This is a genomic window from Vibrio sp. ABH4_348 (assembly GCF_056159765.1).
This window is the reverse complement of record NZ_JBSWVW010000001.1, coordinates 1,562,126-1,574,864: the sequence shown is the minus strand read 5'-3', so window position 1 is coordinate 1,574,864 and position 12,739 is coordinate 1,562,126. Positions and strand designations below refer to the sequence as shown.

At 43.8% G+C, this 12,739-nt stretch carries 10 protein-coding genes and 2 pseudogenes; 4 read left to right on the top strand and 8 right to left on the bottom strand.

Going from position 1 to position 12,739, the window contains the following annotated elements; all coding sequences use genetic code 11:
- Nucleotides 1–4: 4 nt before the first annotated feature.
- On the top strand, nt 5–1,249 hold the full coding sequence (locus ACXAFJ_RS07035) for a carboxynorspermidine synthase (protein ID WP_475322384.1): 1,245 nt from the start codon (nt 5–7) through the stop codon (nt 1,247–1,249).
- A gap of 99 nt (nt 1,250–1,348) precedes the next feature.
- Nucleotides 1,349–2,482, top strand: a complete 1,134-nt coding sequence (gene nspC, locus ACXAFJ_RS07030; protein ID WP_475322382.1) for a carboxynorspermidine decarboxylase — start codon at nt 1,349–1,351, stop codon at nt 2,480–2,482.
- A 332-nt stretch (nt 2,483–2,814) separates the two neighbouring features.
- Here the strand turns inward: nspC and ACXAFJ_RS07025 are convergent, their stop codons facing one another.
- Together ACXAFJ_RS07025 and ACXAFJ_RS07020 are read right to left on the bottom strand one after the other, a co-directional pair.
- Nucleotides 2,815–3,330, bottom strand: coding sequence for a glycine cleavage system transcriptional repressor (locus ACXAFJ_RS07025; protein ID WP_475322381.1), 516 nt, complete (start codon nt 3,328–3,330; stop codon nt 2,815–2,817).
- A gap of 168 nt (nt 3,331–3,498) precedes the next feature.
- Nucleotides 3,499–4,281 (bottom strand): annotated as a pseudogene (locus ACXAFJ_RS07020) (DUF3943 domain-containing protein); the annotation flags it as partial.
- Between the two features lie 384 nt (nt 4,282–4,665).
- On the opposite strand from ACXAFJ_RS07020, the gene ACXAFJ_RS07015 reads away from it, so the two are divergent.
- Both ACXAFJ_RS07015 and ACXAFJ_RS07010 read left to right on the top strand, forming a co-directional pair.
- A complete protein-coding gene (locus ACXAFJ_RS07015; RefSeq protein WP_475322380.1) occupies nt 4,666–5,904 on the top strand; it encodes a CinA family nicotinamide mononucleotide deamidase-related protein in 1,239 nt (412 codons plus the stop codon).
- Nucleotides 5,905–6,136: 232 nt separating this feature from the next.
- Complete coding sequence (locus ACXAFJ_RS07010; RefSeq protein ID WP_475322379.1) at nt 6,137–6,397, top strand: hypothetical protein; 261 nt, start codon at nt 6,137–6,139, stop codon at nt 6,395–6,397.
- Nucleotides 6,398–6,520: 123 nt separating this feature from the next.
- Here the strand turns inward: ACXAFJ_RS07010 and ACXAFJ_RS07005 are convergent, their stop codons facing one another.
- The 6 genes and pseudogenes from ACXAFJ_RS07005 to ACXAFJ_RS06980 form a co-directional block, all read right to left on the bottom strand.
- Nucleotides 6,521–7,402, bottom strand: coding sequence for a hypothetical protein (locus tag ACXAFJ_RS07005; RefSeq protein ID WP_475322377.1), 882 nt, complete (start codon nt 7,400–7,402; stop codon nt 6,521–6,523).
- A gap of 16 nt (nt 7,403–7,418) precedes the next feature.
- A complete protein-coding gene (locus ACXAFJ_RS07000; protein WP_475322376.1) occupies nt 7,419–8,810 on the bottom strand; it encodes a Na+/H+ antiporter NhaC family protein in 1,392 nt (463 codons plus the stop codon).
- A 403-nt stretch (nt 8,811–9,213) separates the two neighbouring features.
- Nucleotides 9,214–9,549, bottom strand: a pseudogene (locus tag ACXAFJ_RS06995) (MaoP family protein); the annotation flags it as partial.
- A gap of 309 nt (nt 9,550–9,858) precedes the next feature.
- Entirely contained in the window at nt 9,859–11,202 is a 1,344-nt protein-coding gene (locus tag ACXAFJ_RS06990; protein WP_475322375.1) for a magnesium transporter, read from the bottom strand.
- 57 nt (nt 11,203–11,259) lie between these two features.
- Nucleotides 11,260–11,703 carry an ATP-dependent zinc protease family protein gene (locus tag ACXAFJ_RS06985; RefSeq protein WP_475322373.1) on the bottom strand — a complete coding sequence of 148 codons (444 nt, stop codon included), beginning with the start codon at nt 11,701–11,703 and terminating at the stop codon, nt 11,260–11,262.
- 19 nt (nt 11,704–11,722) lie between these two features.
- The gene (locus ACXAFJ_RS06980; RefSeq protein WP_475322372.1) at nt 11,723–12,730 is read right to left on the bottom strand and encodes a succinylglutamate desuccinylase/aspartoacylase family protein; all 1,008 of its coding nucleotides are present in this window, start codon (nt 12,728–12,730) and stop codon (nt 11,723–11,725) included.
- Nucleotides 12,731–12,739 lie beyond the last annotated feature (9 nt).

Below are 12,739 nucleotides of genomic sequence, written 5' to 3'. Positions count from 1 at the left end.
AATAATGGCAATTTTACAAATTGGTGCTGGCGGTGTTGGCTGGGTAGTCGCGCATAAAGCGGCTCAGAACAACGACGTTTTAGGTGATATCACCATTGCTTCACGTACTGTGGGGAAATGCGAAAAGATTATTGAGTCGATCCAGAAGAAAAACAATCTAAAGGACACCTCAAAAAAACTCGAAGCTCGCGCAGTGAATGCCGATGACGTAGAGGCGTTGGTTGCGCTGATCAATGAAGTCAAACCAGATTTAGTGATCAACGCGGGTCCTCCATGGGTCAACATGACCATTATGGAAGCGTGTTACCAAGCGAAAGTGTCTTACTTGGATACTTCAGTTGCTGTTGACCTGTGTTCGGAAGGTCAGCAAGTGCCACAAGCCTACGATTGGCAGTGGGGCTACCGCGAGAAATTTGCCGAAGCAGGAATCACTGGAATTCTAGGCGCGGGTTTCGATCCGGGTGTGGTATCAGTATTTGCTGCGTACGCGGTGAAACATTTGTTTGATGAAATCGACACTATCGATGTGATGGACGTTAACGCCGGTGACCACGGTAAGAAGTTTGCGACAAACTTTGATCCAGAAACCAACATGCTAGAAATTCAAGGCGACTCTTTCTACTGGGAAAACGGTGAGTGGAAACAGGTGGCTTGCCACTCTCGTATGCTTGAGTTTGATTTCCCATTGGTCGGCACGCACAAAGTGTATTCAATGGCACACGATGAAGTGCGTTCTATGCAAGAGTTCATTCCTGCAAAACGCATTGAGTTCTGGATGGGCTTTGGTGATCGTTACTTGAACTACTTTAACTGCATGCGTGATATTGGTTTGTTGAGCCCAGACCCGTTGACACTTCACGATGGTACTGTCGTTCAGCCGCTTCACGTGTTGAAAGCACTGTTACCAGATCCAACCTCTCTTGCACCTGGCTATACAGGTAAAACGTGTATTGGTACTTGGGTACAAGGCAAAAAAGACGGTAAAGAACGTAGCGTCTTCATTTACAACAATGCGGATCACGAAGTGGCTTACGAAGATGTTGAGCATCAAGCCATTTCTTACACCACAGGTGTTCCTGCCATTACTGCAGCGCTTCAGTATTTCCGTGGCAAGTGGGCTGATAAAGGCGTGTTCAATATGGAACAGCTAGACCCAGACCCGTTCCTAGAGACGATGCCTGAAATCGGTCTAGATTGGCATGTACAGGAACTGGAAGTTGGCCAGCCAGATATAAAGATTCTTAAGTAATTACTAAGGGTTTTTATAAAAAGCAACGTGATAAAAGCCAATGTTGATCATTGGCTTTTGTTTCATCTACTACTTCGAATGTTGGAGCCAGCACAGGCCATGCAAAAACAAGATTTGAAAACGCCTTACTTTATGATTGATGAAAGTAAGTTGATCGCTAATCTGGAAAAAGCCAAACAACTCAAAGAGATTTCCGGAGTAAAACTGGTGTTAGCCCTCAAGTGTTTTTCGACTTGGGGTGTGTTTGACATTATTAAACCTTATTTAGATGGCACCACAAGTTCAGGCCCATATGAAGTGAAGCTCGGCTATGAAACCTTTGGTGGTGAGACACATGCTTACAGCGTGGGTTACAGTGAAGACGATGTAAAAGAGGTCGCGGATATCTGCGACAAAATGATCTTTAACTCTCAAAACCAACTGGCTGCTTATCGTCATTTGGTTGAGGGTAAAGCATCACTTGGTTTGCGTTTAAATCCGGGTGTGAGTTACGCAGGACAAGACCTTGCCAACCCAGCGAGAAAATTTTCACGCTTAGGTGTTCAGTTTGATCATATCGACTCGCAAGTCTTTTATAGCATCGATGGTGTTATGTTCCACATGAATTGTGAAAATAAAGACGTGGATGCGTTTATTGGGCTTCTTGATTCTATCTCCGAAAAGTTTGGCCACCATCTAGATAAATTAGATTGGGTCAGTATGGGCGGCGGCGTGTTCTTCACTTGGCCAGGCTATGACATTGAAAAATTAGGCTTAGCCCTAAAGCGTTTTTCAGAAAAACACGGCGTGCAGATGTACTTAGAGCCAGGCGAAGCCATTATCACTAAAACTACGGATCTTGTAGTGACGGTGGTTGATGTCGTTGAGAACCAGAAAAAGACCGCAATCGTCGATTCTGCTACTGAAGCTCACCGTTTGGATACCTTGATTTACAATGAGCCGGCGTCAATATTAGAAGCATCAGATAATGGTGAACACGAATACGTGATTGGTTCATGTTCGTGTTTGGCTGGTGACCAATTCTGTGTGGCCAACTTTGATAAGCCGCTAGAGATTGGCCAAAAGCTTCACATCATGGACAGTGCGGGTTACACCATGGTGAAGCTTAATTGGTTCAACGGTTTAAAAATGCCATCGATCTACTGCGAGCGCAGTGATGGGCGCATTGAAAAACTGAACGAGTTTGATTATTCAGACTTTAAGCGCTCGCTATCTCAATGGAGTGTGAGTTAGGTAACTCTAGGGCGTGTTGACCTTACGTGCTGAATTTTGCAGCAGTTTGTGGGTTCTTTATACAAGGCAGAGGTTTTGATGTGTAGTTGCTCTACTCGATAAGCCGATAACGCAGTAGAAAGTGCCCACAAACGCTGCCCAAAGGGTTCGGCTAAAAGCGTTTTACTCATTGTTGAGAAGTGTTTTGCATAGATTGACTAGGCGGCAAACTTCTCGCCGTGATTAAAACGCTTTTGTCGCGAACAAAATTTAACCACGAAAGGTTAGCACGCCCTCGCTAGTCCATTGGGCTTTGCGCTCAATGGACTTTTACTTCTGATAAATGAGTCGATTCATACCTGCTCGACAATTACCTTGGTATCTTCACTCAAGGCTTCAATATCATTCATCAAATCGTTAATGTCGATCGACTCCGGTGCTTGAATCGCTATATCGGCGCTGAATAGGCTTGAGCTGATTCCGCCACCGTCGGCGACAAACACACGATGACAATCCATATCTAGAATACTTATTCCTTGTTCATCAAGAACGTGGGAGATGTCGTTAACGATTCCGGCTCTGTCATTGGCATCTACTCTGACTCGATGAATTTGCGATGGCTCATTATCTAAGATTCCGCTATCTGAAAATTCGATAGTGAGTTCAAACTCGGAATTAAAGGTATTTTGAAGTTCTGACTTACGGGCTTCAGGTAGTTCTATTTTGACTATACCCGCAACTCTGTCACCAATAAAGTTCACTTTACTATTTAGCCATTTACCTTCATGACTGTGTGTAATAGCGGCGAGCTCCTTAATGGTTGATGGCGTAGCAGTTCCAATAAAAGAAGCAATAAATGACGTATTCATAGTTCAATCTCCCTATAGGAAAAGACTTTGGGGTGATATCAATATGATTGTAGCGGGAATTTGTGGTTGTAAGTGCTTGCCAGTTAACGAACACAAAAGGTTTTTAGGGTACAGATAACAAAATAGCCACAAAAATTGTGGCTATTTCACACTGGTGCCGAAAGTGAGCTAGAAAGTTATTTTCAGTTCAACACCGTAAAATTCAGTGTCCTGAGCAGATTGGAACCCTGACTGGAAGCTGTCACTAGGCAAATTGAAGCTTGTATGGTAACTATTTGAATAAGACGATTGTGAAAACGGATTCGGGTCAAATGGTTGGTATCGGAAACTGACATCAGCACTGCCACCCCATAATCCGGAAATCCAACCGTGTATGTGTCCAACAGGGTTTAAGAAAAACAAGGAAACACTTCCTAGAGTTTCGGAACCTAGTACCGTACCACCGCGATTCAGGATTTCTTGCTCTTGATCCAGCATAACTTCACCAACCAACGCACCAAATACAGGAGTGACAATAATGTCCTGCCACGATGGAATTTCTGCAAATGATTCGACGCCGTATTCCCAGAAAAATGTCGACATTACACCCGAGTAGACGAAAGATTCGAATTCATTAAACCCAGCATGGCGAGCTGCTGTGTAGTAAACACCACCAAAATATGGGTGCATCACATAGTTGAGGAAGTGCTCATCTTTGTCCCAAACCGGGCCGTCAGTGACGTTGTCTTTCCATTTAGGTCCTAGGCGGCTTAAGTCTCGGTCTTCTTCGTCCCACTTTGTCACAGACTCTGGTAGTAAAGTCATTAAACCGACCGTAGCAACACTGAGGCCTAATATGGTATATGTTTGACCTGTTAAGTAATCCCAATCTTTTTCGTCTTGTATGACAAAATATTTCTTACGAGGCTTGTCATTAGCAAGTGATGCGGAAACACTAAACTGGCTGGAGAAGTGGAATCGACTTTCAGGTAAAACCGATGAAGTACTATTCTTTAGGGTTTCAGGTTGGTACGAAAATTGAAAACGATCATCGGCTAAGGCGTTGTGTTCTAGTGAAGAATCGTTAAAAGCGTAGGCTGAAGAAGAAAGCATCGCGGTCAACGCGACTGTCAGCGATAAAGAATGGGACACAAAACGCTCCGAGTTAGATAATAATTGATGATCAGAATCACAATTATCACTGAATAGTGAACAATTGCAAACCATAATACTGGGAATATGAGCCTTTCACGAGGAATTGGTTTTGAATTACTTAAAACTGACACAAAACTCAAGGTTTATGTGTCGGTTTGTGTCAATTTGTGTCACGAAAATTAAACACAGAAGGAAGCTAGGATGTTGAAACTCGCGATGTTGAGTACTGGAGAAGAAGTGTTATATGGCGATATTGTCGATACCAACGCTTCTTGGGCATCGGAAACACTATTCGAACAAGGTTTTGCGATGACAAAGCGGTCAACAGTAGGTGATCATCTGTCTTCGCTAGTCGAAGAACTTCACATGCTGAGTTTTAATTCAGATGTCGTGATTGTAAATGGTGGTTTGGGGCCTACATCGGATGACCTCAGTGCTGAGGCTGCCGCCATTGCAGCTGATGAACCATTGGTCATTTTTGAAGAATGGGTCGAAGCCTTACAAGCATTTTTTGCCGCACGTGGCAAAGGGATGCCAGAGAGCAACATTAAACAAGCCACACTGCCGGAAAATGCGGTTGTTATTCCTAATCCCATTGGAACTGCCTGTGGTTTTAAAATGCGTCTTAATGAGTGTTGGCTCTATTTTACCCCTGGGGTACCTCGAGAGTTTAAGCGAATGCTCACTGAACAAATTATTCCGGACTTGAAAGCGAATTTTCCAGAAGCACAAGCAAGGACCTGTCGTCGTCTTTACACCTTGGGTTCTTCCGAATCTGCTCTGTCTGATGTACTAGACAAAGTGACCTTGCCTGACGGTTACACTTTGGGTTATCGATCATATGTTCCTTATATTGAAGTAAAAATTTTTGCACCGCAGGACGACGTGAAAATAGAGGCAACCGTTAATCTAGTTCACCAGTTAATTAAAGATCATGTGGTTGGCATTGATAGACCGCTAAATGAATCGGTTGGTTTTTGGTTAGAAACGAAAAAACAAACTCTCGCGATATCGGAACAGGGTTCTAGAGGAGAATTGACCCATTGGCTACATCAAGCTGACATGGCGAGTAGCTGGTTAGGGCATTCTTGGGTTCTAAATCAGAACACGAGTGTTGGCGATGCCAACAATGACCGCTTAGCAGCGGCATTTGCATTAGCTGGCGCGACTAAGGAAAAATGCTTGAGTGATCTGGCGGTGGTTGTCGGGGAATTGCAAAATGAACAATACTCGATAGCGATTTCAACACCGGACGGAGAGTGGGGACAAACACTTGAGTTCATCAATACTCATTATGCAACGGCCACAAAACGACTTTGGATGGCGACAATTGCAGGGGACATGATTAGACGCTACTTATCCGGTGAGCCAGTTTTTGTTGATTATGCACCGATGCGAAAAATCAAAGACATGCATATTCCGAGCTCGATGTTAAATTAGTGATTGGTGATGGAGCAAAAGTGCATAGATGATCAAAAAGCTAATAAGTGAATGATGGTATTGCATATTCTTTTTAAGACTTAAAAGCTTTGTCAGATATAGATAAACGGTATAAAAGATAAGCAGATGAAAACAAAAGAAAGGCCGTTTTCGTCTCAAAATTGTCACTGCGAAATTTCAATATTCGACATAAACTCAGATTTCGTTGAATGTTATGTCAAAGGAGGCTGACATGTATCATCATTCTAAAATCCTAGTGTGCTACCAAATTGCTAGCCAAAAAATGGTTTTAGGTGAAGCACTTGCACAAGGTTCTTCTGACCCCGTATCCCAGTGGGTAAGCGCTCCGCAAGAAGGTGACGCAGGAAGTTGCCAAGGTTACAGTCTTGCTCTGTTTGATGATGGTGGGAGAGAGATTGGCCAGAAGCCAGTATCAATGCTGACAGCTGAAGCGTTTCTTGGTGGATTGGGCCTTCAAGAAGCGAGTATCTAATTCCACACGTGGCATTGAATAGTTATTCATTAATTTGACTGTGTAGTTTTTGTCATTTTGGTCTTCCTTGGAATTGAAGCATCAGAGCAACCTTTGCTCTGATGCTTTTTGTTTGTCTCCTTGTCAACTGATTCCTTGATGTCCTTCCCTGAGTGTATCGAGTAGCTGTGTGACTTCATTAGACACCAGTGTCGCTTCAGAATCGCCTGTGAACTGGACCAAGGTGACTTTACCCGTTTGGGTGATTTGTTTGAAAACCGCAGTAACCAGTTCTAAATTGAGAGCAAAGGGTGGTGAAAGCGTAATCCCTCGTACAATGGATTGCAGCTCGCAATGAATTGCAATTTCATCATGGCGCTCAAGGAACTGCGCCACCAGAACTGCATTACTTTGGTCAAGACTCTCACTATCCAAGACCTGTTTATTTATACTGAACTGCGCCCAATCCTCATCCAAGCTTTGCGATGAAGAACCGACCTCCAGTATTTGAATGCCAGGATTGCGCAGTTCAATCAATGGATAGCTGTGAACTGATGACAGAGTAGGGCCACTATTGGTCAGGCTGTGTTGCGATATATTGATAAGCCCAAGCGACTTATTTGCTGTGCTGACGCAGCTTTCCAAAAAGACATGATTAGTATTGGAAAACATCACAACGACTGTATTTTGGTCTCGCATCTCATTGATAGTTTTAACCAAGTGCTGAGTTTCTGCCGTCCTATCAATATCCAGCGTATAGAAACCCCCATTGTAGGTCGGTTTGCAATAGGGGACTCGACTATGTTGGTGCCAGTGGAACACATACTCAAGGCTGTATTCGGCTTCTTCGAGTCGATATTTACTCTGACTTAGAGAGTTGGACAATACCGATACGATCACCACGTCTTTTTTAGCGCCTGACTCTACAGAGAGGTAATCAATCAGGCTAGAGTAAAGCTCATGTAGCATTAAGCCGTTGTTTCTCAAGAACCGCTTTGTGGTACCAAATAGGTTTTTTAGGTTCATTGTCTAGTGCCTTAATTTAAGACGCGCAAACAATAAAGCCAAAGAAAGCCAAGGCTGCCGCTATTAAGGTATAGGGAAGTTGCGTAATCGCATGGTTCATCAAATTGCATTCAGAGCCTTGAGCGGCCAAAACGGTCGAATCCGAGTAAAAACAGGCTTGGCTGCCAAACGACGATGCGGACAACAGAGCGCCAATCACTAACGGCATATTTGCATCGATCGCGCTGGCCAAAGGTAACACTATCGGTAATGAAACTGCGAAAATACCCCAGCTAGAGCCAGTGACAAATGCCAATATGGCCATACTTAAAAATACCAGCGCCGGCAGCATTTCTTTCGACATATACGGACTGAGTGATTCAATCACATAATTAGGTAAGCCAATTTGATCACAGACTTCTTTGAAAACAAAGGCGGCAATAACAGTACCAATGGCTGGAAGCATGCATTTAAAACCATCTATCATGCACTCCATTCCCTGGGGTAATGTCATTGCGCGTTGCACCAGATACATAGCAAGCGTTAACGCAAGTGTTACGATCAATCCCTTCCAGATATCGATATCAAAATAAATGGTAAAGCCCACGAGCATAAGAATGGGAACCAAAAAGTTGTATAACTTCCCAGTTACTTCAGTTTTCTCAAATTCTTGTTCCAGCGCTTTGGCAGTATATTCATCCGGAGTTTGTAGTTCGTCTCTTGTATGATCGTCAAAACTCAGAGTGTGCCCACCTGCTTGGACACGTTCTTCTGCTTTTTTCATGGGGCCAATAAGTGGAATGACTCCAAAAATAACCAGCGGAACCATAACTACCGTGATCCACGCGTACAACATGTAGGGAATGGCTTGCAGATAGACGGCGATACCATCACCGTCGTGAGCCAGTCCATTGTCAACTAACAGCCCACCAAAAAACACGGCCCAAGTAGATAGAGGGACCAACACGCAAATTGGGGCAGCCGTTGAGTCGACGACGTAAGCCAACATCTCTCTCGATACTTTGTATTTGTCGGTGATGCGTCGCATCGTTTCTCCAACGGTCAACGCATTCAGGTAGTCATCGATAAAAATGGCAATACCCAATAGATAAGTCATCATCAGTGACGACTTCCGGCCTTTTACATGTTGCAAAGCGTATTGCCCAAATGCAGTGGCGCCACCAGTGTGTACCAGTAGCGTAATTAAAGCTCCAAAGCTCCCACAGACTAATATCAACCATCCGATAGTCTCATCACCCATTACATTTAGTGAAATACTCGAAAAATTACTGAGAATATTGGAGTAATCAAGTAAAGCCAATCCTGACAAAGAACCCAGAATTAATGCAAATATCGGCTTTCTAACGGTAATGGCGACAGCCAATACCACTAATACTGGAATGATAGAGAGGTAAGAGTTTTCTAACACTTTTAAATCCTGAAACAACACACGCGAATTTATAAGCTATGGTGTGGGAAGGTATAAGAGAGAAATGGGCATAAAATTGCCAAGTAGCAATATACCCAAATGACTTCAAGATGCGAGTTTCAGCGAGAATTAACTAGCCTTCAGGCAAGGCATTGATTTGAAGACATAGTTTCTCTACATCAAAAATCAATAACGCAGTATGGAGGCTAGTTAAACTCGCCCTCGGGAGCTCATATTCTGGCTCATTTCTTTGTCAAAGAACTTGGAAAGGACTCGTCATTCCACTTCGTTCTCTTCCTAGAACTGAGCCAGACTATGAAGCTCTGAATTCTGCATCTTGAAGTCGTTTGGGTATAATATGCCCATTTTGATTATTTTATTTGTTCGGTAGCTTTACCTATGGCTAGGCAACATCCACCAAATCATCTTGGTTCGTTTCATAGTCGTGTGACTTATCGAAGTGGACTTTTTTACCACCAGATAGTGTATGCAAACGTTTCTTGCCACGAGCAATTTTGATGTATTTTTGCCAAGTTTGTTCTATTTTGGTTTTCGCTTTTCCAGGTTGCTTTATTGTTTTTACGAAATGCTTTTCTTCGGCATTAATAGGCATTATTTCACCTGATTCTAATCCCAGCAGGGTATTTCCTAATGTCGTTAAGATTTCATCTTCAATAATAGTAAAGCAGCCAGATTTACGAAAACCGCGTGGAAATGCTTTAAAGTCAAAAAACGTTTTTCACCAAAGCGAATGTCACTGTCGAACATAATAACCTCAAAGAGAATGGCGTTAGCAAGTGAAAAATAGGCCTATAATCCCTGGCTGTCTAACCAAAAATTATTGTCGTGACGACAAAATATTTTATCGACAGAAAAATTTTTAATGACGCTTTGTGATCAATAACATTTAACCTTGCCAGTGCAACAAAAAAGCCCTAGACCATGGCCTAGGGCTCTTCGAATCAATACCTTGTAGATAGGTAAGTTAATACTCTTTGTCACTGGCACCTGAATTCAGGCGTTGTGATTTTGCGTGAGTTAACAGCACTTATATTAGTATTAGAGCGCCTAGTCCGAGGAAGACTAAAAACCCGACCACATCCGTCACTGTGGTTAATACCACCGAACCAGCGACTGCTGGGTCAATATTAAATTTTTTCAATGTAAACGGAATTAGTGTCCCTGAGAGTGCAGCGGCCAAGCTATTAATACTGATCGCGCAAAATATAATGGCGGAAAGGGCATAAGAGTTAAATACGAAATACACAATGACCGCAATCGCGAGGCCCATTATCACACCATTAAAGCAGGCAATTTTGAGCTCTTTATTAACTAAGAGCTTTAAATTGTCCTTGTGTAAGTGGTTTAACGCGATACCACGCAGCGCTACTGCCAGAGTTTGACTACCCGCTATGCCGCCCATACTGGCAACGACGGGCATTAAGATCGCCAGTGCAACCACTTGTTCCACTACGTTATCGAATACGCCAATAATGGCGGAAGCCGCCAACGCGGTGATCAAATTAATAACCAACCAAAGGGCACGCATTCTCGCCGCGACAGTCAGCGGAGTAAACAAGTCTTCCTCGCTTCGCACGTTTTCTTGAACAACGGCTTGCAAGCCAAGTTCGCGCAGCGTCAGTGCAATATTGGTCATAGAGAGCACACCCATCACCTTGCCATTGGACAAAACCGGGAACCATTGAGTGCCCCCATCGATGGCCACTTGCTTACTGATTTCACGTATGTCCTGTGAGTCTTCCAAGCAAGGGCAAGGTTTGACCAAGGTTTTTAGCTTTACCGAGTCGTCATTCATCAACAGCGTGTAGGGGTTCACCGTACCTAAAACGCCAGTGCTATCGGACACAATAATTAGTCGAACGGGATTTTCATTATTTTTGGCGATTTCACTCTTAATACGACCGACGCTATTTTTTGGGTTGGCAACGATAAACAGTGCTTCTGTGTAGCGGCCAACTTGATTTTCATCGTAAGAAAGCGCTTGTTGGATCTGAGAGAAGCGCTCAGCACTTTTCGAAAGCAGATACTCGTCAACAAAATCCGAATCCAAAAAATCAGCAAAGCCAATGACTTCATTGTCGGAAATAAAGCTTAGTCGTTCCGATTGGGCTTGAGCCGACAGCGCTTTGTGAATGTGCTTAGCGGTCTCGTATTGCACTAGATTAAGGATGTACCAGTAGCGATTTGCTGGCACAGTTTCCACAATCGTGCGGCGCTGCTGATTATCGACCGACTCGAGTAGGTGAGCGATTTCCGGATCTTGGTAGTCTAGTAGAAATTCGAAACTTTGCCCTTGAACTTGGGCGTTTAGAAATTCGGCTAGTAGGTTTGAGCTTCCGTCGATAACGGTTTGGTGATGGTTGTCTGCCATGACACTCCCTTAAAACTGAGTCGCAATTTAGTGATGGCCTAACAAAGGCCTTAAAACCTAATCATTAATGAGCGTAAAAGCGCGGCTGGGATCCACGTAAACACGATTTCCCATTCCCTCACGTCCAAGGAGCATACGATAGCTCATGTCTTTTCGATTTGTGAGTGTAATTTCGATTGGCCAACATTGACCGCCCAAACAAAATGTCGTTTGCACTACATACCGTTGCTCGATCTCCCCATTAGAAGACTTTATTTTTCGCGAGTCGATTATCGGCGATGAACATCTCTCGGTTTGTTCGAGATTGTAAACATCGGGATGTAAATCGAATTCGACAAACAATTGACCGGCTTTTTTAAAGCGACGAATATTATCGACATGCAAAGACGATGTTTTGGCTCCGGTATCTACTCGTACTTCAAGATCATGGATACCGAAGTCTGGCAGATTACAGAGCTCTAGGTTGCCAATAATAAGTCGTTGGTTGTCAATTTTCGACATGATAATTTCTCAAGTAGTGTTAAGACTGAAATGTTTCTTGCATTAGTTCAATATGTTCGGCAACGTCATCCTCGTCTTTGCCAAAGTAAGCAATGTGGAACATCGCGTCCCCTTCTTGCACCAGAGGAATGTTTTGCTTCCCTATAACGATCCCAGAACGCGTTGACTTGACTTTGCCAATCAGGGCACCCAGGGGAGAGTTAATTTCAGCAAGTAACTGTCCTTTTTCCACTCTCTCTCCCAGTTTGACGTATTCGTTCACAAACCCACTTCCAGCTGCGCGGATCCAATCGGAACGGTTGGCAATGTACGGCTCTAATTGACGCTTATTCGACCTTGCTTTACGCATCAAGCCGAGGTTTCTCAATACGTTAATCACGCCTTTTACACCCACTTGGATTGAAAGCTCATCGAATCGCAATGCTTCCCCAGCCTCGTACAACAATATCCGTGTTTGGTTCTTAGTGGCCGCTTCTCGTAACGATCCATCTCTCAAGTTTGAGTTCAGCAAAACCGGAACTCCAAAGGCTTTAGCGAGCGCTTGAGTCTCCTGGTCAGAGAGGTCGGCACGTATTTTTGGAAAATTAGTACGATGTATTGCCCCAGTGTGCAAATCAATCCCGTAATCACAATGAGTGACGATATTTTTCATAAAGGTATCGGCTAGCCTTGCCGCTAGTGAGCCTTTTACCGAGCCGGGAAAGCTGCGGTTGAGGTCACGGCGGTCTGGCATATACCGACTTTGGTTGAGCACACCATACACATTGACCATGGGTACAAGGATTAATGTGCCTCTGATTATCTCTATGTTTTTGTCAAGGAGGCGACGTATTACTTCGATTCCGTTGAGTTCATCACCGTGTATCGCCGCACTCACAAATACTGTTGGACCTTGCCGTTTGCCTCTAACAATATGAACAGGTATCGACAGTTCTGTGTCTGTGTAGAGTTTCGCCACTGGCAAATCGAGTTGGATGCACTCGCCTGGGGCAATATCTTTACCTGCAATTGTCAGTATGTTTGTCATTGTCCAGTT